25 protein-coding genes and 1 pseudogene are annotated in these 22,665 nt (G+C 43.5%); 22 read left to right on the top strand and 4 right to left on the bottom strand.

The genetic code is table 11. The features are described 5' to 3' along the window. Positions 1–51: 51 nt before the first annotated feature. Positions 52–612, bottom strand: coding sequence for a DUF1361 domain-containing protein (locus INT76_RS02845; protein ID WP_212571977.1), 561 nt, complete (start codon positions 610–612; stop codon positions 52–54). A 178-nt stretch (positions 613–790) separates the two neighbouring features. On the opposite strand from INT76_RS02845, the gene INT76_RS02840 reads away from it, so the two are divergent. The 7 genes from INT76_RS02840 (at position 791) to metG (ending at position 7,384) form a co-directional block, all read left to right on the top strand. Beyond that, positions 791–1,360: a TetR/AcrR family transcriptional regulator gene (locus INT76_RS02840; protein WP_212571975.1), complete on the top strand. Its 570-nt coding sequence runs from the start codon at positions 791–793 to the stop codon at positions 1,358–1,360. A gap of 107 nt (positions 1,361–1,467) precedes the next feature. Then, positions 1,468–1,791 carry a hypothetical protein gene (locus tag INT76_RS02835; RefSeq protein WP_212573000.1) on the top strand — a complete coding sequence of 108 codons (324 nt, stop codon included), beginning with the start codon at positions 1,468–1,470 and terminating at the stop codon, positions 1,789–1,791. Between the two features lie 20 nt (positions 1,792–1,811). Further along, the gene (locus INT76_RS02830) at positions 1,812–2,534 is read left to right on the top strand and encodes a ferredoxin reductase domain-containing protein (protein WP_212571973.1); all 723 of its coding nucleotides are present in this window, start codon (positions 1,812–1,814) and stop codon (positions 2,532–2,534) included. A 137-nt stretch (positions 2,535–2,671) separates the two neighbouring features. Further along, on the top strand, positions 2,672–3,292 hold the full coding sequence (locus INT76_RS02825) for a PadR family transcriptional regulator (protein ID WP_212571971.1): 621 nt from the start codon (positions 2,672–2,674) through the stop codon (positions 3,290–3,292). A gap of 20 nt (positions 3,293–3,312) precedes the next feature. Next, positions 3,313–4,299, top strand: coding sequence for a serine hydrolase domain-containing protein (locus tag INT76_RS02820; protein ID WP_212571969.1), 987 nt, complete (start codon positions 3,313–3,315; stop codon positions 4,297–4,299). Between the two features lie 50 nt (positions 4,300–4,349). Continuing rightward, on the top strand, positions 4,350–5,219 hold the full coding sequence (locus INT76_RS02815) for a CPBP family intramembrane glutamic endopeptidase (RefSeq protein WP_212571967.1): 870 nt from the start codon (positions 4,350–4,352) through the stop codon (positions 5,217–5,219). Positions 5,220–5,380: 161 nt separating this feature from the next. Then, on the top strand, positions 5,381–7,384 hold the full coding sequence (gene metG, locus INT76_RS02810) for a methionine--tRNA ligase (RefSeq protein ID WP_212571965.1): 2,004 nt from the start codon (positions 5,381–5,383) through the stop codon (positions 7,382–7,384). Between the two features lie 124 nt (positions 7,385–7,508). On the opposite strand, the gene INT76_RS02805 is transcribed toward metG, so the two are convergent. Next, complete coding sequence (locus INT76_RS02805) at positions 7,509–7,928, bottom strand: GNAT family N-acetyltransferase (RefSeq protein ID WP_212571963.1); 420 nt, start codon at positions 7,926–7,928, stop codon at positions 7,509–7,511. Positions 7,929–8,058: 130 nt separating this feature from the next. Beyond that, a complete protein-coding gene (locus tag INT76_RS02800; protein ID WP_212571961.1) occupies positions 8,059–8,289 on the bottom strand; it encodes a DUF4190 domain-containing protein in 231 nt (76 codons plus the stop codon). Positions 8,290–8,358: 69 nt separating this feature from the next. Between INT76_RS02800 and INT76_RS02795 the strand changes: the two genes are divergently transcribed. From INT76_RS02795 to INT76_RS02725, 15 genes and pseudogenes are all read left to right on the top strand, one after another. Further along, positions 8,359–9,300, top strand: a complete 942-nt coding sequence (locus INT76_RS02795; RefSeq protein ID WP_212571959.1) for a competence protein CoiA — start codon at positions 8,359–8,361, stop codon at positions 9,298–9,300. Between the two features lie 69 nt (positions 9,301–9,369). Then, positions 9,370–11,172 carry an oligoendopeptidase F gene (gene pepF / locus INT76_RS02790; RefSeq protein WP_212571957.1) on the top strand — a complete coding sequence of 601 codons (1,803 nt, stop codon included), beginning with the start codon at positions 9,370–9,372 and terminating at the stop codon, positions 11,170–11,172. Between the two features lies 1 nt (position 11,173). Next, the gene (locus INT76_RS02785) at positions 11,174–11,635 is read left to right on the top strand and encodes a hypothetical protein (RefSeq protein ID WP_212571956.1); all 462 of its coding nucleotides are present in this window, start codon (positions 11,174–11,176) and stop codon (positions 11,633–11,635) included. A gap of 15 nt (positions 11,636–11,650) precedes the next feature. Beyond that, positions 11,651–12,202, top strand: a complete 552-nt coding sequence (locus tag INT76_RS02780; RefSeq protein ID WP_212571954.1) for a DUF6630 family protein — start codon at positions 11,651–11,653, stop codon at positions 12,200–12,202. Positions 12,203–12,287: 85 nt separating this feature from the next. Continuing rightward, on the top strand, positions 12,288–13,007 hold the full coding sequence (locus INT76_RS02775) for an O-methyltransferase (protein WP_212571952.1): 720 nt from the start codon (positions 12,288–12,290) through the stop codon (positions 13,005–13,007). 61 nt (positions 13,008–13,068) lie between these two features. Beyond that, the gene (gene prsA, locus INT76_RS02770; protein ID WP_212571950.1) at positions 13,069–14,034 is read left to right on the top strand and encodes a peptidylprolyl isomerase PrsA; all 966 of its coding nucleotides are present in this window, start codon (positions 13,069–13,071) and stop codon (positions 14,032–14,034) included. 204 nt (positions 14,035–14,238) lie between these two features. After that, the gene (locus INT76_RS02765; RefSeq protein WP_212571944.1) at positions 14,239–14,736 is read left to right on the top strand and encodes an LURP-one-related/scramblase family protein; all 498 of its coding nucleotides are present in this window, start codon (positions 14,239–14,241) and stop codon (positions 14,734–14,736) included. A 15-nt stretch (positions 14,737–14,751) separates the two neighbouring features. Then, positions 14,752–15,222: an LURP-one-related family protein gene (locus tag INT76_RS02760; protein ID WP_212571942.1), complete on the top strand. Its 471-nt coding sequence runs from the start codon at positions 14,752–14,754 to the stop codon at positions 15,220–15,222. A gap of 21 nt (positions 15,223–15,243) precedes the next feature. After that, entirely contained in the window at positions 15,244–17,862 is a 2,619-nt protein-coding gene (gene alaS, locus INT76_RS02755) for an alanine--tRNA ligase (protein ID WP_212571940.1), read from the top strand. Positions 17,863–17,920: 58 nt separating this feature from the next. After that, complete coding sequence (locus tag INT76_RS02750; RefSeq protein WP_212571938.1) at positions 17,921–18,469, top strand: hypothetical protein; 549 nt, start codon at positions 17,921–17,923, stop codon at positions 18,467–18,469. Between the two features lie 222 nt (positions 18,470–18,691). Continuing rightward, positions 18,692–19,249 (top strand): annotated as a pseudogene (locus INT76_RS02745) (DUF3267 domain-containing protein). Between the two features lie 13 nt (positions 19,250–19,262). Beyond that, the gene (locus tag INT76_RS02740; RefSeq protein WP_212572999.1) at positions 19,263–19,478 is read left to right on the top strand and encodes a helix-turn-helix transcriptional regulator; all 216 of its coding nucleotides are present in this window, start codon (positions 19,263–19,265) and stop codon (positions 19,476–19,478) included. Next, positions 19,475–20,233 (top strand): DUF3169 family protein, encoded by a 759-nt coding sequence (locus INT76_RS02735; protein ID WP_212571936.1) that lies wholly within the window; start codon positions 19,475–19,477, stop codon positions 20,231–20,233. The genes INT76_RS02740 and INT76_RS02735 overlap by 4 nt, the downstream gene beginning before the upstream one ends. Before the next feature lie 31 nt (positions 20,234–20,264). Further along, positions 20,265–20,927 (top strand): CPBP family intramembrane glutamic endopeptidase, encoded by a 663-nt coding sequence (locus INT76_RS02730; RefSeq protein WP_212571934.1) that lies wholly within the window; start codon positions 20,265–20,267, stop codon positions 20,925–20,927. Between the two features lie 25 nt (positions 20,928–20,952). Next, positions 20,953–21,633, top strand: a complete 681-nt coding sequence (locus INT76_RS02725; RefSeq protein ID WP_212571932.1) for a CPBP family intramembrane glutamic endopeptidase — start codon at positions 20,953–20,955, stop codon at positions 21,631–21,633. A gap of 39 nt (positions 21,634–21,672) precedes the next feature. Here the strand turns inward: INT76_RS02725 and nrdF are convergent, their stop codons facing one another. Continuing rightward, complete coding sequence (gene nrdF / locus INT76_RS02720; protein WP_212571930.1) at positions 21,673–22,632, bottom strand: class 1b ribonucleoside-diphosphate reductase subunit beta; 960 nt, start codon at positions 22,630–22,632, stop codon at positions 21,673–21,675. Positions 22,633–22,665 lie beyond the last annotated feature (33 nt).

The raw sequence follows: 22,665 nt of genomic DNA, 5'->3' as shown, positions 1-22,665 counted from the left end.
CAAACTGTTTCCTTATTTTCATTCCTCCTCCGCAAAGACCAAGACCATGATCTAGATAAAGGTAAAGCCGAGGATAAAGGGCAGGGCTGCCCAGGAGATGACGGCCAGCATTTCTTGGACGACGACCATGGGTCTGGTGAAGATGTCCCAAGAATTGAGTCGTGCATAGCGGCCGATATGGATGGCAAAACTGGAGATGAAAGACAGGCCAGCTATCAAGACCAGTCTTAGCCAGTAGAATTTGACCTCAAAACTGGCGAAAATCTGACGCAGACTCTCCACACCCGCCATGACCCCAAAGAAGATGCTAGGCACATACAGCATAAAGAGAATCATGCTTTCCCGCTCCCAGAGAACGGTACTGGTAAAGTGCATATGGACAATGTCCGTCACCATGTAAAAGGTATTAGGATAAAAGAAGAGCCAGAGAAGGGCCGACAAAATTTTGATGGCCCAGCCCTTGTTTGCCTTTGACAAAATGGCGAAATCGAGTGCTACTAAAGCCAAAAACATATTCCACATCAAATCAGGTTGCCTTAAATTGTAGTGGTGTAAACCAGCGGAAATGGTCAGGAAAAACAGATGAATCAGGATATTTTTCTTTGTAAACATAGGACACCTCTTTCTTTCAAAACATTACATGCTAGTATACCACAAACTTGCGGACTAAGGACAAATGGAGGGAGAAATCTAATTTTGAGAAAATACTTGACATCGGATTTCAAAAGCGCTACAATATGAATGAATAAAATACTATGTTCATTCACCATCAAAAAGAAAAGAGAATCCAATGACAGAAGATAAGAAAGCAGCTCTCAAAGCCGCAGCCCTGGATATTTTTGGTCAAAAGGGTTACAAGGCAACAGGGATTTCTGAAATTGCTCGGCAGGCCAAGGTGGCCGTTGGTTCTTTTTATAACTACTATGATTCCAAGGAAGCCATTTTTCTGGATGTTTACATAGAGGAGAACAAGCGGACTCGCCAGAAGATGATGGAGGAGATCGATTGGCAGGGGGAAGCCGTTGACCTAGTGACGCAGCTCTTTGCCTGGTCTAGGAGGCTGATTTCCCCCAATAAAATCCTGTCGGAATGGTACAACCCATCCATCTCGGGCTATCTACGTACCTATTATGCCTCCGAAAACGGCAAGAAGGAGAACACCTTTCATCAGTTTTTGATCCAGCATTTTACAGAGCGTATGCTGGCTGAAGGCTTTTCCCAAGAAAAAATCCAGGAAATCCTGCAGGTTTACCAACTATTCTATTACATGGATATGCGCATCACGGAAAATGATTTTCCGGCCATTGGCCAGACCATTGAGACTCTGGCGACCAACTTTGTCAAAGGAATTTTTAAATAAAGAAGCTTTATTCTTTATTTTTTAAGGACAAATGAATGAATGTTGGACAATATTCATTCACCAACAAAAAAAGGAGGAACATCATGAACACACAGAAAGGAAATCACATGAGTGGATTTACGATTGCCGGAATGGCGCTTGCAGTTACAGGAATATTGGTGGTGATTTGGGGCATGAACTTACATCCTGTTCATTTGATGAGCCCTGATTTTATGACATTTGCGACTGGAGGCTTGCTCTTAGTGGCCATGGGACTTTGTATGATGACTGGATTGCCAGCTATCCTGCAGATTGTAGGAATTTGGCTGGCAGTGGTGGCGACCATGCTCTATATTTACAGCCTACCTGATACGGACCTGATTATCAAGCTGATTGGCTTTGTGCCAGTCCTTGGGCTTGCGCTCTGGCTGAGCCTAAAGTTTTGGCGCTAGAATGACGAAAGGAGACAGTTATGCTCATCCTTATCCTATCCATTCTTGCAGTGGGGCTTTTTGCCTGCTGGGGAGTCTATGCCTATCTTGACCGAAGCCTTGATTTGTCGGTCAAATCCATTGAGAATCTGATTGACGACCTTTTTCTCATTCACCTGACAAAACCTGGAAATCTGGTCTGGGATCCAGGTTCCTATGCCAAGTTTACCTTGCCTGACAGCAAGGAGAGCCGCTGGCTGACCATCGCCTCAACGCCTGATGAGAATGAAATGTTGATTCTTACTCACACTAGCGGCAGTGCTTTCAAGAAAGCCCTGACTTCTTTGCATAAGGGGGAGAAAATCCAGATGAGCTGGCTGTCCTCAACCTTAAAAGTGAAAGAGGATGCTAGTCCGCTGGTCTGCTTTTCCTCTGATGTTGGCATCGCTGCTATACGCCCCATAATCACAGAATGGGCTGGTAAGCGCGAGCTTGTCCTCAGTCACCTAGATAAAGGAGTGCTGGTTTTTGATGGGGAACTGGCAGAGCTGGTTGCTAACCAAGAACTGCTGACTTACCAAACTAGCGCCAGCTTTTCCCAAAGCCAAGAACAGTTAGCGCAAGCTATTGACCATTATGGGACTCAAGCCACTTACCTCCTGGCCGGACAGCCCGATGATGTGGAAGGCTTGAAAGTCTTTCTTTCAGCCAAGGGAATAGACAGCAGTCGAATTCAAGTTGAGGTGTTTAGGGGCCTATCATGATACTTGAAACTTCCATTGAGAGCCGAATACCAAAAAACATGCGCTCAGCATGTTTTTTGCTTGTTGTGACTTCTTATATTGCTTGATTATATCGAAAAGTTATGTTACTATTAGGTATATAAAGAGGAGGAAGAAGAATGAATAACATTATTTTAGGCATTCTTATGATGAGAAGAATGACGGCCTATGAGCTGAGGAGTGTCATTGGAGAACATTTTCAATCTATGTGCAGCGACAGTCTGGGAAGCATTCAAGCTGCTCTCAAAAAACTGCTGCAATCCGGCTATGTGACTTATGATGAGGTTACTGAAAACGGCAGGTTCAAAAAACGCTATGCCATTACTAAGGAAGGTCGTCAAAGCCTGATTCAATGGATAAAAGTCCCCATCGACATGGGCAAAACCAAAAATATGGATCTTGGAAAATTTTTGTTTATGGGGCTGGTATCACAAGAGGAGCGGATATACCTGATTGACAAGTTGATTGCGTCTTTGCAGGAAGACTATGTGACTTTGCAAGAAATGAAAGAAAGCCTAATGCCTGAACTTCAAAAATCAGAGGCGATAGATTATTTCAGGGAGGACACTGTCTATCTGAATGGTATTTGTGAAATAAAGAACACTTCAGATATTGTACAGGTTGTGGATGACTATAGTCAATTCAGTCTTGCAACCCTAGAGTACGGAATCGATCTTGCTACTTTTAATCTTGCTTGGTTTAAGAATTTCAAGGAAAAACACTTGAAAATGAATAAATGAAAAGATTGGAGGTTCTTCTGATGACAGCTTTTTTAAAGGATAAAAGCATCCATCATGCAACACTGCTGGCCTATCAAGGTAATCGTCAGTTTCTAGTGGAAAATAAAGGCGACCTGAACATCGATACGCCCATTTCCATTGCCAGTATTTCAAAACTCTATACCGACACCATTGTCTTTCAATTGCTGGATCAAGGAAAGCTGACCTACAGCACGCAATTGACTGAAGTTCTTCCCAAGGACTTGACAGATCGTCTGCCTCATGCCGAATTGGTCACAGTTAGACATCTGATCGATCAAACTTCGGGCTTTCCAAATTACGAAACAGATCGCCAGACTAACGGTAAAATCTTGATGGATAGTATTTTGGAGGAAGATCGGCGTGTGGAATGGGATGAGGCGCTTGGTATCTTATCAACTTTATCTTCCAAATCCAGCCTCGGTGGAAAGAGGGCCTACTATGCTGATGTCAATGCTATGCTTTTGGGGAAAATAGCAGAAGCGGTGACTGGCAAGTCCCCAGAGTCATTATTAGATGATGCTGTCTGCCAGCCCTTAAACCTCCAACAAACTCATTGGGCGACTGGCTACGAATCCCTTGCTCCAATCTATAAGGGGCAAGATATTGTAAAGTGCCAGCAGTATTTAGCTAGCCAGTTTTATCAAGGTGGTATTGTGACCAGCAACAGAGAACTGATGCGCTTTATCAGGGCCTTTTTCGGTGGAGAACTCTTTTCACCGACACATATCAGCAATCCAACCTTTCGCCCCATTCAGTTTCATCCGCTCAGATACGGCAGCGGCATGATGCAGCTAACCGTGAGCCCTATCCTGTCGGTCTTTTTTGCAGGGGTCCGAGAGATTCGTGGACACAGTGGCATAACAGGGAGTTTTGCTTTTTATTGTCCAGAGAAGGATATCTTTGTAACAGGAACAATCAATCAGTTCAGCAAACATCCCTACCCCATGATTTTCCGCGTGATTGCTGCTGGTTCAAAATCATACTAGTATATGACAGGTTAAGAAATATGGCGTTTTAAGTGAAAGGAGATTCTAATATGAACCAAACATCTAAGATCAAACGAAACATTATCATCTTTGCTGTCATTAGCATCATTTGTGGATGGATAGGTTATCTTGTTGATCAATTTACTGGTCAGGCTAACTATGAGAATATGGGAACAGCAACAGGTAATGGTTCCCTTGGAATGCTGATATGGTTAGTTTCTCCCTTAATATGCACCATCTTTCTTCGAACTTTTGGAGGCGATGGTTGGCAGCATGCAGGATTTTCTCTTAACTTTAAACACAATAAAAAATTATACTTGCTGAGTTTTTTGATATACCCATCAATTACTCTCCTTGTTATAGTATTAGGGGTATTCACACAGAGCATCCGCTTCGCCAATGTAAACATCGGCATGACAGCATATCTTGGCATCTTGTTTACACAGGTTATCTATCAATTTGTAAAAAATATATTTGAGGAATCAGTCTGGAGAGCCTACCTTACAAATCAACTTTTAAAATTAAAATTGTCTGATTTGACATTATATTTACTTGTAAGTTTTATATGGTGGTTTTGGCACTTGCCTTATATTATGATATTTCTATCTGAAAGTGAAATCCATAATACTTTGCCTGTTGGAAGACTGACCTTTTTCTTAGTTGGACTATTAACCGTTACATGTTGGACTGTCATGTATACGGAAATTTTTAGAATGACGAAATCCGTATGGCCATTAGTCATTATGCATACTATGGAAGATGCTGTCATAAATCCCTTGCTTTTATTAGGAATAGTGGTTGTAGAAAAAGAGCAGGCTACCCTCTTTTCGCTTTCAGTAGGGCTTGTTCCAAATATTCTTTATTTGATAGTAGGACTATTTATCCGAAAATGGAGGAAAGTTCAAGAACAATCTGACTAGAAAACTCACTACAACATGTTCAAATATGATCTTTATACCAAGGAATGGCAGATAACATCCTGGCACAAATAATTAACCCAAAAAACATGCGCCCAGCATGTTTTTTTGGTATAATAAACTGTTATCAAAAACGCGTTCCATTAGCGCGGAAAGGAAATAGAATGACAAAGAAACAACCTTTTTACATTACAACGCCGATTTACTACCCATCTGGCAAGCTTCATATCGGGTCTGCCTATACGACCATTGCCTGCGATGTCTTGGCCCGTTACAAGCGTCTCATGGGTCATGATGTCTATTATCTGACAGGTCTGGATGAGCATGGTCAAAAGATTGAGACAAAGGCAAAAGAAGCTGGTCTGACACCGCAAGCCTACGTTGACGGGATGGCGGTTGGAGTGAAGGAACTCTGGCAGCTGCTGGACATTTCTTACGACAAGTTTATCCGCACGACAGATGATTACCACGAAAAAGCAGTGGCAGATGTTTTTGAAAAATTGCTGGCGCAGGATGATATTTATCTGGGTGAGTATGCCGGTTGGTACTCGGTTTCGGATGAGGAATTTTTCACAGAAAGCCAGCTTGAAGAGGTCTTCCGTGACGAATCTGGCAAGGTCATTGGAGGCATTGCCCCATCTGGCCATGAAGTAGCCTGGGTTTCAGAAGAATCCTACTTCCTTCGCCTTAGCAAATACCAGGATAAATTGGTCGAGTTTTTCAAGGCGCATCCTGACTTTATCCAGCCAGATGGCCGTATGAATGAAATCATGAAGAACTTCATCGAGCCAGGATTGGAGGATTTGGCAGTATCGCGTACCTCCTTTACTTGGGGAGTGCCAGTGCCATCTGATCCCAAACATGTCATCTATGTTTGGATTGACGCCCTGCTCAACTATGCGACGGCCCTTGGTTACGGTCAAGAAGACCACGCCAACTATGACACATTCTGGAATGGGACAGTCTTCCACATGGTGGGCAAGGACATTCTGCGTTTCCACTCCATCTACTGGCCCATCATGCTCATGATGCTGGATATGAAGTTGCCAGATCGCTTGGTGGCCCACGGCTGGTTTGTCATGAAGGACGGCAAGATGTCCAAGTCCAAGGGCAATGTGGTCTATCCAGAAATGCTGGTGGAGCGCTTCGGTTTGGATCCGCTTCGCTATTACCTCATGCGTAGTCTGCCAGTCGGTTCTGATGGGACCTTCACCCCAGAAGACTATGTGGGTCGTATCAACTATGAGCTGGCCAATGACCTTGGAAACCTCCTCAACCGGACCGTTGCCATGATTAACAAGTATTTTGGCGGTCAAGTACCAAGCCTTGCTCAAGCGACCGACTTTGATGCGGATTTGGCAGCAGTAGCAGCTGAAAATATCGCTGAGTACAAGAAGCAGATGGATGCGGTGGATTATCCTCGGGCTCTGGAAGCTGTCTGGAATATCATTTCCCGTACCAACAAGTACATCGACGAAACCGCACCGTGGATTTTGGCCAAAGAAGAAGCGGACCGTGACCAGTTGGCGGCGGTCATGGCTCACTTGGCAGCAGGTCTGCGGGTGATAGCTCACCTGATCCAGCCATTTATGATGACCACTTCGGATGCCATCATGGAGCAGCTGGGCATGGACAAGGTAGCCACTCTGGAAGGCTTGGACTTTGCTGGCTTGCCAGCTGGTTTGACCGTTGTGGCCAAAGGAACCCCTATCTTCCCTCGTCTGGATATGGAGGAAGAAATCGCCTATATTCAGGCCCAAATGGGTGTCGGCTCTGCCCTTTCCCAAGAGGAAGAAAAAGAGTGGAACCCAGCTGATGTCGAGCTCAAAAATGAAAAGGCAGCCATCAAGTTTGAGGCCTTTGACGCTGTAGAAATCCGCGTGGCGGAAGTCAAGGAAGTCAAAAAGGTGGAGGGCTCTGACAAGTTGCTCCAGTTCCGTCTGGATGCTGGTGATGGAGAAGACCGCCAAATCCTCTCTGGTATCGCCCAATTCTATCCAAATGAGCAGGAATTGGTCGGAAAGAAAGTCCAAATCGTCGCCAACCTCAAACCGCGCAAGATGATGGGCTTGCTCAGTCAGGGCATGATTCTCTCCGCAGAATACGAGGGCAATTTGACATTATTAACCGTAGATCCGTCTGTGCCAAATGGCAGTCAGATTGGGTAATAGAACAACAAAAACCAGCCTAATCAGCTGGTTTTTTGAGTGCTTTCCATTCATCTTCTAGTATAGCCATGATAAGGGTATCTGCGTAGCCGTCCGCTGTCTTTTGGCTGTCGCGCTTGATGCCTTATAAGCGGAAGCCTGCTTTTTCATAGGCACGTTTGGCGCGTGGATTGAAGGAAAAAACTTCCAGTTCCAAGCGGTGTAGGCCAACCTGCTCAAAAGCAAAGTACCTGGTTTTCTCAACTACCCAAGAATCCAATCCTAGGCCAAAGTAACTCTCATCAAAGATGACGATACGGAAGTTGGCAGTGCTGTTTTCCCTATCTAGTTCATTGATGACCGATTCGCCGATAAAGGTTCCGTCAGGTGCAATCAATATAAAGTCAAAGCGGTCAGGGTCAGTGACAATCCGGTTGTAGTAGCTGACAACCTCTTCTTTTTTATAAGTTCCCGAACTCCCCGTCAGGCGATCAATTTCAGCGGAAGGCTTGGTAAAACAGTCCTCATAATATTTCTCCGCAAAACCTGCTTCAAAGGACTGCAAAACAAAACCGTCTTTTTCCCGTTTGGCATCTCCTTTCCACTATTCTATCACAAATTCCGAACGGATAGATAGAGGAGAATTGTGACAAAAAATCAGAATGGATGCAACCACGTTACATCCATTGCCCTCATTATGAAAAGTAAAGAAAGATACCTGCAATCCAGTTAAGGACTGAAACAACGATACCGACAATACCTAAGATTTTTTCAGTCTTGAAAATATGCTCAGTTGATTTCTCATTTTGTTGAACAAGAACCAAAGTAACAATACCAATGATAATACCGACAATAGGGCTTATAAGTCCTAAAACAATGGACAGAATCCCGAGGATTAAAGGAACTTTGCTTTTTGGTGTATACATAATGAATCTCCTTAATTAATTTTTAAATACAATTTTACCATAGGGAAGAAATTCGGTCAAGGAGCAACCATGCTAGTAGCTATGAATGAGAAAAAACAGATTATCAATCTTTTGGAAAATACTGCGCCACAGGGCTCTTTTTGCTGTCCGGGTTGCGGCGGTGCGGTGCGTTTGAAAAAGAGAAAGATTATGCGGCCGCATTTTGCCCACATCAGTCTGAAAGATTGTGCCTATTATTCTGAGAATGAGTCGGACCAGCACCTGATGCTCAAATCTAGCTTGTATAGCTGGCTGAACGCTCACGATGAGGTTGAGCTTGAAAAGTGCTTGCCGGACTTGGGGCAGGTTGCCGATTTGCTGGTCAATCATCGTTTGGCATTGGAAGTTCAGTGTTCTAGTCTGTCCATTTCACGTTTGCAGGCACGAACGAAATCCTATCAAGAGGCGGGGGTTCAAGTTCTCTGGCTTCTCGGTAAGGAACTTTGGTTAGGCAAGCGGTTGACCAAGCTACAGGAGCAATTTCTTTCATTTAGCTATAATATGGGCTTTTATCTTTGGGAACTAGATGACAAAAAGAACGAGTTGCGGCTACATTATCTCATCCATCAAGACCTGCGTGGCAGGCTTCAGTATGTGACCAAGCGTTTTCCTTTTCATCAAGGTAGGCTGTTGACGATTTTGCGCTCGCCCTACGCCCAACAAAGGCCTGCTAGTTTTGAAGGGCGACAGGATAGGACTATTGCTTCCTATATTGCGCGGCAGCTCAAATACCGTAACCCTTATTGGATGCAGTTGCAGGCGGTGGCTTATGCGCAAGGGGAAAATCTTCTGAGTAAATCAGTGACAGATTTTTATCCCCAGATTCGTCTGCCCCAATCCGAACATGGCTTTGCCCAGATCCATCAGGACTTGGCTCCGGTTTATCAGGCCTTTGAAGACTTTTACCAGCAACAAAAAAACAAAGATCAACAAGTGCTTGTACCTCCCAGTGTCTATCTCAATCGGAAATGAAATCCCTCACTTTTCAATGGAAGACAGAAAGTTTTTATGTTAAAATAATGAGTACGGAGGATTTTTATTATGTCTAAACAACGTCATGAAATTGAAGAAAAATACCAGTGGGATTTGACCACTATTTTCCCAACAGATGAGGCTTGGGAAGCAGAGCTTGCTGATTTGCAGGCGGAAACGGAGAAAGCTAAGGCCTTTGCAGGGCATTTGCTTGATTCAGCTAAGACCTTATTGGACATCAGCGAAACCCAGCTCGACTTGATGCGTCGGGTTGAGAAGCTCTATGTGTATGCTTCCATGAAAAACGACCAAGATACACGTGAAGGGCTGTATCAGGAGTTTCAAGCTAAGGCTATCGGGCTCTATTCTGCCTTCCAGCAGGTCTTTGCCTTCTATGAGCCGGAATTTTTGAAGATTACCGAAGAGCAGTTAGCTGTCTTCAAGGAAGAAGAACCAGCACTTTGCCAGTATAGTCACCAGCTTGAAAAACTATTGGCAGCCAAAGCTCATGTCCTATCTCAGGAAGTGGAAGAAGTGCTTGCTGCAACGAGTGAGATTTTTGAAGCGCCGTCTGAAACCTTCTCCATCTTAGACAATGCCAGCCTGCGCTTCCCAGAAATAGCAGATGAAGATGGCAAACTAGTACCGCTCACGCATGGGAACTACATCTCCTTTATGGAATCTAAGAACCGTGAAGTTCGTCAGGAAGCATATGAGGCAATGTATGGCACCTACCAGCAGTTCCAGCATACCTATGCCAAGACCTTGCAGTCTAATGTCAAAGTCAATAACCTAAAAGCTCGTTTGCGCAAGTACGATTCAGCTCGCCACGCAGCTCTTTCTGCCAACTTCATTCCAGAAACTGTTTACGAAACACTAGTTTCAGCAGTTAACAAGCATCTTCCGCTCTTGCACCGCTATATCAATCTGCGTAAGAAACTCTTGGGAATTGATGAACTCAAGATGTACGATATGTATACACCGCTGTCTGATACGGATTACAAGTTTAGCTACGAAGACGCTTTAGCCAAGGCTGCGGATACCCTGACCATTTTTGGTGATGAGTACACAGCGATTGTTAAGGAAGCTTTTGAAAACCGCTGGATTGATGTCCATGAAAACGAAGGCAAACGCTCGGGAGCTTATTCTGGAGGTGCCTATGACACCAACGCTTTTATGCTTCTCAACTGGCAGGACACCTTGGACAATCTCTATACCCTTATTCATGAAACAGGTCATTCCCTCCACTCTATGTTTACCCGTCAGAACCAGCCTTATGTCTATGGTCACTACTCTATTTTCTTGGCAGAGATTGCTTCTACAACCAATGAAAACCTCCTGACAGAGAAACTCTTGTCAGAAGTAGAAGATGATAAGACACGCTTTGCTATTCTCAACCACTACCTAGATGGTTTCAGAGGGACAGTCTTCCGTCAAACCCAGTTTGCAGAGTTTGAGCAAGCAATTTATACGGCCGATCAAGAAGGTCAAGTTTTGACAGCAGATTTCCTCAGTCAGCTCTATGCAGAACTCAACCAAAAATATTATGGACTTTCTGCGGAAGACAATCCTGAAATCCAGTACGAGTGGGCGCGGATTCCACATTTCTACTACAATTTCTACGTTTACCAATATTCAACTGGCTTTGCGGCAGCGTCAGCTCTTTCAGACAAGATTGTCAATGGTAGTCCAGAAGACAAGGAAAACTACCTAGATTACCTCAAGGCAGGAAGCTCTGATTATCCGCTTGAAGTTATGAAAAAAGCAGGCGTAGACATGACCAAGGAAGACTATCTCAATGATGCCTTCAAGGTCTTTGAAGCCCGCTTGACAGAGTTGGAAGCTCTTGTTGAGAAAGGTGTGCATTTGTAAGATGAAAACCTATAACCGTTCTTTCTTTCTTCCACTGATGATTGGAGGAGTTGCTAGTTTGTTCGCTATCGGTCTGATGACCAAACCCTCTGGTCAGGCTAATCAGCCTATAATGGCGCTCTTGTGCTCGCTACTAGCGGCCGTAGCATTTTTAGTTGCATTTCTAATCAAGCGCCAACCTCCGGCGCTGGTTGTAAGTCCTGAGGGAGTGGTTCTTAGAGAAAGTCTGTTTGGCTCTAGTCGTTCTTTCAGCTGGGATGAAGTGACGCAAGTACACTATGTCATAGAGGCAACTTACAGCGTCTATCAGTATTTGCCAAGGCGGGAAGTACGGTTTATGGGAAAAGGGGATGTTCAACTGGCCTGTCTTCGCTTAAATGGGCTTGCGGGTGCAGATTTTAATGATATTTATGAATATGCGAGCAGTGTCGCCCCTCATATCATCTGGAGATTTCCAAAATAATACCGGGAGAAAGGTATGATTACAGAAGATAATTTACAGGATATTTTTGAATTAGCAGACATACTCTCAGCCAGTAATCAAGAGATTTATTCCCATCTCAAGGAAGTTGTTTTTGCTGCTGATCCAGAACAAATTCTTGATCAGTTGGAGCGTGTTCTTTCAGCGGAAGCCTTTGACAATTTTCTGGATGATATCGGAGAGTCCGAAAAGGATAATCTCTGGTTGATTCTGAGCTATCTATTAGAAGCCTATGGCTATGCCATGGTTTGCCATCAGAAGATAGGATTAGATGACTTTATGACTCGTTTTGACCGGCTGGCCCCTGTTCGTAAGGCTGGAGTTTCTCTGAAATTGGATAGGGAAGGCCTTGAGCCAGCAGCAGGATTGGCTGCTTGGGCGACTGTGGTGGAAGAAAAATTAGCAGATGAAGGCTTTCATTTGCTTCTGCTTCAAAACGCAACAGGGAAAAACAGTTTGGTCTTTCTCCAAGCGCTGGCTTATCAGAGGGTTCAAGCCTTGGCTGAGAAAAATGGTTTTCAGGTGACAGCTGCCAAAGAAATTTCTTGATATGCAGGTAGGGAATGATTCCCTGCCTGTTTTTTCTGGCTTTAAGCCCTGACAATCTCAGCCGTGATATGGTATAATGTTGGGTATGGTTGAATCTTATAGTAAAAACGCAAACCACAATATGCGCCGACCTGTTGTGAAGGAAGAAGTTGTGGAGTTTATGCGGACAAGACAGGCGCAAAATACGGGGTATCTGAAAGAACTAGAAGAGTTTGCCCGTAGGGAAAATATCCCCATCATTCCCCATGAAACAGTAGCTTTTTTCCGTCTGCTCATGCAGACCTTGCAGCCTAAGCACATTCTTGAAGTCGGTACAGCCATTGGTTTTTCTGCCTTGTTGATGGCTGAAAACAGCACGGAGGCCCAGATAACCACCATTGACCGCAATGAGGAGATGATTGGGTTTGCCAAGGATAACTTTGCCAAGTACGATAGTCGAGGGCAGATTGAGCTTTTGGAAGGAGAAGCCATGGATCTTCTGCCTGAGCTTCCTGATGACCACTACGATTTTGTTTTTATGGACTCGGCCAAATCCAAGTATATTGTCTTTTTGCCAGAAGTTCTAAAAAAAGTTAAAGTGGGAGGCTTGATTGTTCTCGATGATATTTTCCAAGGCGGAGATGTGACACGGGATATGAAGGAAGTACGCAGAGGCCAGCGAACCATCTATAAAGGATTGCATCGATTGTTTGACGCAACCCTGACCCATCCGGGTTTGACAGCCAGTCTGGTATCTATGAGTGACGGTCTTTTATTGCTACGAAAAAATGAGAAAAACCTTAGATTAGACAGCGATATAATTTAAGCAATTTTTAAGGAATTGTGATATAATGTCTTAGTTAACGAAAAAAGGAGAAGTATTCATAATGAAAACTAAAAAATTTCTTGCAGGTGCAGTGACACTTCTTGCGGTTGCTACGCTTGCGGCATGTTCAAGTACGGCTGATAAAGATATTATTACCATGAAGGGTCAGACCATCACCGTATCTGAATTCTATGAAAAAGTAAAAACCAACTCTGCTGCTCAGCAAGTTTTGCTCTCAATGGTTGTGACGGAAGTCTTTGAAGCAGAGTATGGTGATAAAGTAACAGAAAAAGAAGTGAATGCAGAATACGACAAGAAAGCAAAAGAACTCGGTGAAACCTTTGAATCTGCTCTGGCTTCTGCTGGCTTGACCAGCGAAACATTCAAACAGCAAATCCGCACCAACCTATTGGTAGAGTACGCCCTCAAACAAGCAGCTGAAAAAGACATCACAGATGAAGATTATAAGGCGGCGTATGAAGCCTACACTCCAGAGGTAACGGCGCAAATCATCAAGTTGGACGATGAAGCAAAAGCTAAAGAGGTCCTTGCTGCAGCTCAAGCAGAAGGTGCTGATTTTGCACAATTGGCAAAAGACAACTCAACTGATACTGCAACAAAAGAAGATGGCGGAACAGTTAAGTTTGACTCAACGTCTACAACGGTTCCGACCCAAGTTCAGACGGCTATTTTTGCCCTTGAACCAGGTCAAGTAGGAGCTTCTGTAGTCAACGTGGTAGACATGACGACTTACCAAACCAGCTACTATGTTGTTAAATTGAACAGCAAGACAGAAAAAGCGACTGATTGGAAAGAGTACAAAGATACCTTGAAAGAAATCATCGTAGCACAAAGACAAAGTGACAGCACCTTTGTAACCAATGTTTTGTCAGAAGCTCTGCAGAATGCGAATGTTAAGGTGAAAGACGAAGCCTTCCAAAACCTTCTCTCTCAATACATTCAGTCTGATACATCATCAAGCTCATCAAGTTCAACAAGTTCATCAAGCTCGTCTGACAGCGAGTAAACATTGAGAATAGATCTTTTATCCCTTAGTTCAGAAAATTGGCGGTTGCTGCGAGCCATCTAAGCAAAACATCTTGCTACTCAATGATTCACAATTTCATACATCAATAAGAATGACAAGTTCATTGAATGAAGGTGGTACCGCGGTTTTTCGCCCTTCGTTAGTGTTCTTGTCATTTTTTGGCTAGATGGGAAAGGGGGCATCATGAAACAATTCCGCATCAAGCAAAAATTTTGGTCGCTCGGTGGTCGCTTTGAAATTTTCGACCAACTGGGAAGTTTGGGTTATCAGGTAGAAGGTTCTGTCCTTCGCTGGTTAAAGGAGTACGAAGTCAAAGACGCCTTGGGCCAGCCTGTCAGCCACATTAAGGAGGAGTGGTCTTGGTTTTTACCTCGATTTACTGTCACCATGAAGGACGGGCGTCGTTTTACCATCCAAAAAGAGTTTACCTGGTTCAAGGATCGCTATAAGATAGCCGATTTGGGCTTGGAAGTACAGGGTGATTTTTGGGATATGAATTTCAGTCTTTTGTCTGATAACCGTGAAGTCGCCCGTATTTCTCAGGAATGGTTTGCTTTGATGTCAACTTACAATGTCGAAGTCTATGAGGATGTGTACGCCGATGTGGCCATTTCTCTAGTGATTGCCATTGATTTTGTGAAAGAAAGAGCGGCAGTAGCCTCTAGCGCCGCCTCATCTTAGAAGAAGGAGTAGAATATGAAACACTATACATTTCAACGCAGAGAACTGAGTTTTAGTGACAGTCGAATCATCTTTGATGAACAGTTTCAACCTGCCTATCGGATTCAAGGCTCTATCTTCAGTACCAGCCAGCAGATTTACCGTTCAACCAATGACATATTCGCTAGTCTGACTCATCAGTTGTTTGAGCAAAAGACCAAAATTTTTGCCTCCAACCAAGAATTTACCACCTTAACCAGCAGTTTTTTGATTGAAGAACAGATTGCTGTTCAACAAGACTTTTTCAGTGGCAATGTCACCATGACCAAGGACAATCAACTGATTGCTACTGTTCAAAACATGGGTTCTAATCGCCAGATTACCATCCACAACGAGCAGTACGAAGAAGCGATTTTAGCCGTAGCAGTCGCCATGGATTACCGCTACGCCGTCAATATATTTTTTGCCCTCATTGCCCTGCTCATCCTACTAAACATTATATTTTAAAGAAGAATAAAGGAGATTTTTATGAAACACTTGTCAAGCGCTCAAATCCGCCAAATGTGGCTGGATTTCTGGAAATCAAAAGGTCACTCTGTTGAGCCGTCAGCAAACCTTGTACCGGTCAACGATCCGACGCTACTCTGGATTAACTCCGGTGTAGCAACCCTCAAAAAATATTTCGACGGTTCAGTTATTCCTGATAACCCACGGATTACCAACGCCCAAAAATCCATTCGGACCAATGATATTGAAAACGTCGGTAAGACTGCCCGCCACCATACCATGTTTGAAATGTTGGGTAATTTCTCTATCGGTGACTATTTCCGTGACGAAGCGATTGAGTGGGGCTTTGAACTCTTGACAAGTCCAGAGTGGTTTGCCTTTCCGCAGGAAAAGCTTTACATGACCTACTATCCAGATGACATTGATTCCTATAATCGCTGGGTGGCACTCGGTGTGGATCCAAGCCACTTGATTCCTTTAGAGGATAACTTCTGGGAAATCGGTGCAGGCCCTTCTGGCCCAGATACGGAAATCTTCTTTGACCGTGGTCCAAGTTTTGATCCTGAAAACTTAGGGGTACGTCTTTTGCAAGAAGACATTGAAAATGACCGCTACATTGAGATTTGGAACATTGTGCTTTCACAATTCAACGCTGATCCAGCTGTTCCTCGTTCCGAGTACAAGGAATTACCAAACAAAAACATTGATACGGGTGCTGGTTTGGAACGTTTGGCAGCCATCTTCCAAGGAGCTAAGACAAACTTCGAAACAGATCTTTTCTTGCCAATCATCCGTGAAGTAGAGAAAATTTCTGGCAAGGTTTACAATCCAGATGGCGACAATATGAGTTTCAAGGTCATCGCAGACCATATCCGTGCCCTTTCATTTGCTATCGGAGACGGTGCTCTTCCAGGTAACGAGGGCCGTGGCTACGTTCTCCGCCGCTTGCTCCGTCGGGCTTCTATGCACGGTCACCGCTTGGGTATCACTGAACCATTCTTATACAAACTGGTCGAAACAGTTGGCAATATTATGGAAAGCTACTACCCAGAAGTCCTTGAAAAACGGGCCTTCATCGAGAAAATTGTCAAGAGTGAGGAAGAGTCCTTTGCTCGCACCATCCACACAGGCTCACAGTTTGCAGAGCAGCTGATGGACAAATTGGCGACAGAAGGAAAAAATGTCATCGACGGTCGCGACATCTTCAAACTCTATGATACCTATGGATTCCAAGTGGAATTGACAGAGGAGTTGGCAGAGCACCGTGGCATGACCCTTGACATCGCAGGATTTGAAGCCGCCATGAAAGAACAGCAGGAGCGAGCGCGTGCTTCTGTTGTCAAGGGTGGCTCCATGGGCATGCAAAACGAAACCTTGGCAGGTATTACCGAAGAGTCTGTCTTCGTATATGAAGCAGAACGATTGGAAGCTAGCCTGTCTGTTCTGGTGGCGGACAATGCTCGCGTAGATAGTTTGTCTAGCGGAGAAGCTCTGCTTGTCTTTGAACAGACACCTTTCTATGCAGAGATGGGTGGACAGGTTGCTGACCATGGCTCTATTTTGGATGCGGCTGGCAATCTGGTTGCACGTGTCATTGATGTTCAAAAGGCGCCGAATGGTCAGCCGCTTCATACAGCAGAAGTTGTCGGAAATCTAGCGGTTGGTCAAACGTACACGCTTGAAATTGACAGCAATCGTCGTCGTGGCGTTGAAAAAAATCACACCGCAACTCACTTGCTCCACGCAGCCCTTCACAATGTTATCGGTGAGCATGCAACGCAAGCTGGTTCCTTGAATGAACAAGATTTCCTCCGCTTTGACTTCACTCACTTTGAAGCGGTTACGGCAGAAGAACTCCGTCGTATCGAAGAAGAAGTCAACGAGCAAATCTGGAAAGCTATTCCAGTTGTGACAGTAGAAACAGACATTGACACCGCAAAAGCAATGGGAGCAATGGCTCTCTTTGGCGAAAAATACGGCAAGGAAGTCCGTGTGGTATCTATTGGTGATTATTCTGTTGAGCTATGTGGTGGTACCCACCTTGCCAATACAGCTGAAATTGGAATCTTCAAGATTTTGAAAGAAGAAGGAATCGGTTCAGGAACTCGCCGTATCGTCGCTGTAACCAGCCGTGAAGCCTTCCTAGCCTACCGTGACCAAGAAGATGCCCTGAAACAAGTAGCCGCAGCCATCAAGTCACCTCAAATCAAGGAAGTACCAAATAAAGTAGCGAGCCTGCAAGAACAGTTGCGTGAACTGCAAAAAGAAAATGCAGCCCTCAAAGAGAAAGCTGCCGCAGCCGCTGCAGGAGATGTCTTTAAAGATGTCAAAGAAAGCTCAGGTATCCGCTATATCGCAAGTCAAGTACAGGTATCAGACGCAGGCGCCCTCCGTACCTTTGCTGATAACTGGAAGCAAAAAGACTACTCAGATGTGCTTGTCCTTGTAGCAAGCATTGGCGATAAGGTCAATGTCCTTGTAGCCAGCAAGTCAGCCAATGTCCATGCGGGCAACCTCATCAAAGTCCTTGCCCCAATCGTAGCAGGCCGCGGTGGCGGTAAACCAGACATGGCTATGGCAGGTGGTAGCGATGCTTCGGCTATCCAGGCCCTACTGAACAGCGTGGCTGAAAACTTATAATCTGACAATAAAACTCTTTTATCCCATGGATAAAGGAGTTTTTTGGTATAATAAAAACGTGATTTTAGTTATTTATCTTCTTTTGCAAGTTATCGCAGCATTGCTCATATTTTCTATGGTATCTTATCAGATATGGAACCTTCTTCTCATTATTCCTACCTATCTCAGTTTACGGTTTATCAACTATGAAATTTGCCGTTTGTTGGGCTATTATGCCTTGGATGAAATGGGACGTATCGGACATGGCAGCAAGGAAATTCTCTACCCACGTTTTAGAAAAATAGACGAAGCCTATAAAAAGAAATACGCCCAGCGAAGTAGAAAGCACCAGCTGCTGTATTATGCAGGCTTTGTAATGATTCATTCTGTTGGTTTTCCTTGCCTTCTTCTAATCACGATGGTTGTTGTTGAGGTGGCCAGGTTGCTGATTGGTGAGAATGCAGGCGAAGTGATAATAGGAGTATTTTTCATAGTCATTCTTCTTTTATTTGTTCTAATGTATGAAAAGCTACAGGCCTACAAAAGAAAGTATGCTAAGTGGTTTGGTTTAGAAATCATCATGTGGGAACACGGTCATCCTGTCTTTCGAGAAAAGAAGCGAGAGTAATCAATCTTGCTTCTTTTTTTGTAGAGAATCTCAGTCGTTTTGACCATAATTTACTACATTTTGACAAATTTCATAAACTTTTTGACAAAAATTATTATTTTTTTGACAAAGATACTTGTCAAAAAGAAAAAGAAGTGTTACAATGATATTGAAATAAGGAGCTGCTTTAAATCGAGCTTTTGAATCAATTGTTTGGGTCTTCCAAACTAGAAAGGAATTGTCATGAAACTTATCTATGAAGTCAACATTATGGAGAACAAAAAAATGGTCGTATGGCTCAATATTTTTGCTTTCCTATTGATTCTGCCGTTTTTGCATTTATTTTCTTTTATCTGCTTTTCTATTACTGGTATTCAGGAAGTTCAATTTTATTTCGGACTTTGGGAAACTCTCTTTTTGTTCCTCTTTATGATGGTCTTGCTGAGTATTCACGAGCTGATTCATGGTCTGTTCTTCAAGGTCTTTATGCCACAGAACAAGGTTAAATTCGGTTTTAAATGGAAATCGGGGATGGCCTATGCAACCAGTCCAGGTTCTTTATATAGCAGAGGAAAAATGCTTATTATTGGTCTGGCTCCCTTTGTATTTATTTCCTTGGGGTTGACATTTGCCTTAGTGATGGGATAGATTAGCCCTATTGTCTACACTATCATAGCTAGTCTTCATGCAGCAGGCTGTATCGGTGATTTTTACTATACCTATCTCTTGCTGATAAAGTTTGGTAAAGGGAATATCCTAGTAGAAGATACAGAAACAGGCCTTCTAATCTATCAAGTGTAACAAGGAGCAGATGATGGAATATATCTTAAAGAATCGCCTCAAAGAATTGCGAGCGCGAGATGGGCTCAATCAGACAGAGTTAGCCAAGTTGGCAGAAGTGTCTCGGCAGACCATTAGCCTGATTGAGCGGGGGGAATACACGCCCTCAGTAGTTATCGCTATGCGGATTGCGCAAATTTTTAAAGAACAGCTGGAGAATGTTTTTCAGTTGGTGGAGGTGGAAGAATGAAACAAGGGAAACAACTTTCGACAACGCAAAGATGGGTTAGGTTCTCTTTATACATGTTGGCCGGAGCCATTCTTGGGGGACTGGTGGGATTTTTTGGGATGGCACATTATAAAAATGGGTTGCCAGAGTTTATGAGTACAGAGAGCTTGTTGCTCGTTACTCGTATTGGTAATCTCATCGCCTTTGCGGTTGCTATCTATTTTGGACTGACAGCCAATCGCTTGTATGGAGCTTACGAAAAATCCGATGAGGAAGAGGATGATGTCGTCGATGATTTGTATAAAAAAATGTATCGTAGTTTAGAATATGCAACCATCTTTTTCAATGTCGCTGTGTCACTAACTCTGTTGAACATAGGGTTAGGGATTCAAATCAACTTATCTGATATGGACTCATTCCTATTCTTTTCGATAATTGATTTGGTCTTCTTCCTACTGCTTTTCATTGCTCAGCCGCTAATCTTGAAATTGACCCAAAAAATTCGTCAGTACAAATTATCTGCCTTTGCTACTGTTAAAGAAATGAAGGATTTTGCCGAAGCCATGGATGAAGGGGAGAAGCAGGCTAACTATGAGATGAGTTTCCAAATTGTCTTCTCCCTCAATCAAATTATTTTGCCGGGCTTGTATCTTGCTTTGTTCTTCCTGTCATTCATACTTCAGGAACCACAAATTGTTGGTTACCTTATCGTTGCCTTCCTACATAGTTACATCAACATCATGAATATTCAGATGGTGAGAAAATATTTTAAATAGTATAATCAAACAAAAAAATAAGGAGATACTTATGATTCAGGTCGAAAAACAGAGTAAGAAGAAACAAGCCGTTATTTATTTTTTACAGGCTGTGGGGATTTTGCTGGTAGAGCAACTTATCTTATTGCCATTTATGGTCGGAGGAAGCAGTCTGCTGAAAACTCTTCTGGCTTGCCTCGTGCTACCTGCTCTTACTATTGCCGGGATTTGGATAGCTAAAAAAGTTAACTTATTGGCTCCCAAAGGCTCATTAAGAGGAGGAGAAGCAGCTAAATATCTGGGGCTAGGGTTTCTAGCCACCTATCTAGTCAAGATGATAGGAGGGGTTCTGCTATTTATTCAATATGGCTTGGAAGGGAACACGCTCAATCAGGAAGTGCTTGATTCTCTGCCCCTATCTCCAATTGTTCTTTTTCTTATAACTGTTTTTGTTGCTCCTGTTATCGAAGAGCTAGTCTTGCGTGGTTATATCATGGGGAAGGTTTTTGGAGAAAAATCCTGGCTAGGTTTGGTAGTGAGCAGTATTTTATTTGGCTTGATTCATGTTCCCACTGATCTTGGCAGTTGGGTTATCTACGGTGGTATGGGCTTGGTTTTAGGGATAGTGTATCGCATGAGCGGTAAGTTGGAATATGCTATCGGACTTCATTTTCTCAATAACCTTTTGGGTGCGATAATCATGCTTCTAATATAAAAAAGATATAGAAAGGATTTGAGATATGAAGTATTTAAAAAATGGTGGCTTGTTGCTCCTATATTTTCTGGCGTTTCAAATTGCTCTGGGCTTTTTGCTGAGTCCAATTGCGGTTACAAGCATTTCAGTAACAGAAGGGTTCCCTGTTGAACTTTTGGAGCAGGCCGCCTTAATATCCTCTATCATTGGGTTTGTTTTGTTGATTGGATTGACCATTCTTCTTTGGAAAGTGCTTTTTCCTCGCAAAAAAGTTCAGTTTGGGCTGGCAGATAGCTGGTTGACGAAAATCAGTTTACCACTTCTAACTTATGTAGCTTTCTTTATTTTTCAGCTGTTGGTTCCTATATCTGAAAGTAATAACCAACAGACGGTCGTTGCTCTTATCAAGGACTTTCCTTTCCATGCCTTTTTAGCAGTGGTTATCTTTGCACCTATACTGGAAGAACTTTTGTTTCGCGGATTTTTAGCGACCTATTTCTTCCCGCGGATGGCTAATAGAAAAACAGTCTATTTCTATATTACAACTTCAGGCACACTCTTCAGTGCGGTTCATGGCCCATCTACCTTGCCGCAGTTCTTGATTTATTTTGCTCTAGGAGCTATTCTGGCCTGGCTCTATGTTAGCAGAAGGGACATTCGTTATCCTATGGCCTTACATGCAGTCAATAATCTGATTGCCTACTTGTTGGTCATTTTCCTGTCCTAAGCAAAAAAGCAGATTCCAAATTGAAATCTGCTTTTAATCTTATAATCCGTACAAGTAATCTTCATCTTGCATGGCTTCCACTTCGCCAAGCAGGTAACCATTGCCGACTTGTGAGAAGAAGTCATGGTTAGATGTGCCAGTTGAGATACCGTTCATAACGATAGGGTTAACATCGTCTGCTGAGTCTGGAAAGAGTGGGTCTTGTCCGAGGTTCATCAGGGCTTTGTTGGCATTGTAGCGTAGGAAGGTTTTCACTTCCTCTGTCCAACCAACTCCGTCATAGAGAGACTCCGTATAGCCCTCTTCGTTTTCATAGAGTTGATAGAGGAGGTCGTACATCCAGTCGCGGAGTTTATCTTGTTCTTCTTCCGGCAACTCATTGAAGCCCAGCTGGAACTTGTAGCCGATGTAGGTACCGTGGACAGATTCGTCGCGGATAATCAGCTTGATAATTTCAGCGACGTTGGCCAGCTTGTTATTTCCAAGGTAGTAGAGTGGAGTAAAGAAACCAGAGTAGAAGAGGAAGGTTTCTAGGAAAACGCTAGCCACTTTCTTTTCAAGTGGTGTTCCTGTTTCATAGATTTCATTGATAATCTTTGCCTTCTTCTGCAAGTACTCATTGCTATTCGTCCAGTCGAAAATTTCCTCAATTTCAGACTTGGTATTCAAGGTTGAGAAAATAGAAGAATAGGATTTAGCGTGGACAGACTCCATGAATTGGATGTTGTTGTATACAGCTTCTTCGTGCGGTGTGCGAACATCGTTGCGCAGAGCTTGAACCCCTGTTTCAGATTGTAGGGTATCTAGGAGAGTTAGCCCACCGAAGACCTTGCCAACGAGGTCTTTTTCTTCAGCAGTCAATTTACGCCAGTCATCCAAGTCATTTGACAAAGGAATGCGCGTATCGAGCCAAAATTGCTCGGTCAACTTTTCCCAGGTTGACTTGTCAATAACATCTTCGATGGCGTTCCAGTTTATGGCTTTGTAGTAGGTTTCCATGTTTTTCTCTTTCTTCTTTCTCGAACTATCTAC

The organism is Streptococcus oriscaviae (assembly GCF_018137985.1).
GTDB lineage: Bacteria > Bacillota > Bacilli > Lactobacillales > Streptococcaceae > Streptococcus > Streptococcus oriscaviae.
The sequence above is the reverse complement of the archived record's forward strand: the minus strand, read 5'-3'. Positions and strand labels throughout refer to the sequence as shown.

Excerpts from the sequence above, each read along its gene's own strand:
- INT76_RS02845 (WP_212571977.1), bottom strand. The coding sequence starts at position 612 with ATGTTTACAAAGAAAAATATCCTGATTCATCTGTTTTTCCTGACCATT.
- INT76_RS02840 (WP_212571975.1), top strand. The coding sequence starts at position 791 with ATGACAGAAGATAAGAAAGCAGCTCTCAAAGCCGCAGCCCTGGATATT.
- INT76_RS02835 (WP_212573000.1), top strand. The coding sequence starts at position 1,468 with ATGAGTGGATTTACGATTGCCGGAATGGCGCTTGCAGTTACAGGAATA.
- INT76_RS02830 (WP_212571973.1), top strand. The coding sequence starts at position 1,812 with ATGCTCATCCTTATCCTATCCATTCTTGCAGTGGGGCTTTTTGCCTGC.
- INT76_RS02825 (WP_212571971.1), top strand. The coding sequence starts at position 2,672 with ATGAATAACATTATTTTAGGCATTCTTATGATGAGAAGAATGACGGCC.
- INT76_RS02820 (WP_212571969.1), top strand. The coding sequence starts at position 3,313 with ATGACAGCTTTTTTAAAGGATAAAAGCATCCATCATGCAACACTGCTG.
- INT76_RS02815 (WP_212571967.1), top strand. The coding sequence starts at position 4,350 with ATGAACCAAACATCTAAGATCAAACGAAACATTATCATCTTTGCTGTC.
- metG (WP_212571965.1), top strand. The coding sequence starts at position 5,381 with ATGACAAAGAAACAACCTTTTTACATTACAACGCCGATTTACTACCCA.
- INT76_RS02800 (WP_212571961.1), bottom strand. The coding sequence starts at position 8,289 with ATGTATACACCAAAAAGCAAAGTTCCTTTAATCCTCGGGATTCTGTCC.
- INT76_RS02795 (WP_212571959.1), top strand. The coding sequence starts at position 8,359 with ATGCTAGTAGCTATGAATGAGAAAAAACAGATTATCAATCTTTTGGAA.
- pepF (WP_212571957.1), top strand. The coding sequence starts at position 9,370 with ATGTCTAAACAACGTCATGAAATTGAAGAAAAATACCAGTGGGATTTG.
- INT76_RS02785 (WP_212571956.1), top strand. The coding sequence starts at position 11,174 with ATGAAAACCTATAACCGTTCTTTCTTTCTTCCACTGATGATTGGAGGA.
- INT76_RS02780 (WP_212571954.1), top strand. The coding sequence starts at position 11,651 with ATGATTACAGAAGATAATTTACAGGATATTTTTGAATTAGCAGACATA.
- INT76_RS02775 (WP_212571952.1), top strand. The coding sequence starts at position 12,288 with ATGGTTGAATCTTATAGTAAAAACGCAAACCACAATATGCGCCGACCT.
- prsA (WP_212571950.1), top strand. The coding sequence starts at position 13,069 with ATGAAAACTAAAAAATTTCTTGCAGGTGCAGTGACACTTCTTGCGGTT.
- INT76_RS02765 (WP_212571944.1), top strand. The coding sequence starts at position 14,239 with ATGAAACAATTCCGCATCAAGCAAAAATTTTGGTCGCTCGGTGGTCGC.
- INT76_RS02760 (WP_212571942.1), top strand. The coding sequence starts at position 14,752 with ATGAAACACTATACATTTCAACGCAGAGAACTGAGTTTTAGTGACAGT.
- alaS (WP_212571940.1), top strand. The coding sequence starts at position 15,244 with ATGAAACACTTGTCAAGCGCTCAAATCCGCCAAATGTGGCTGGATTTC.
- INT76_RS02740 (WP_212572999.1), top strand. The coding sequence starts at position 19,263 with ATGGAATATATCTTAAAGAATCGCCTCAAAGAATTGCGAGCGCGAGAT.
- INT76_RS02735 (WP_212571936.1), top strand. The coding sequence starts at position 19,475 with ATGAAACAAGGGAAACAACTTTCGACAACGCAAAGATGGGTTAGGTTC.
- INT76_RS02730 (WP_212571934.1), top strand. The coding sequence starts at position 20,265 with ATGATTCAGGTCGAAAAACAGAGTAAGAAGAAACAAGCCGTTATTTAT.
- INT76_RS02725 (WP_212571932.1), top strand. The coding sequence starts at position 20,953 with ATGAAGTATTTAAAAAATGGTGGCTTGTTGCTCCTATATTTTCTGGCG.
- nrdF (WP_212571930.1), bottom strand. The coding sequence starts at position 22,632 with ATGGAAACCTACTACAAAGCCATAAACTGGAACGCCATCGAAGATGTT.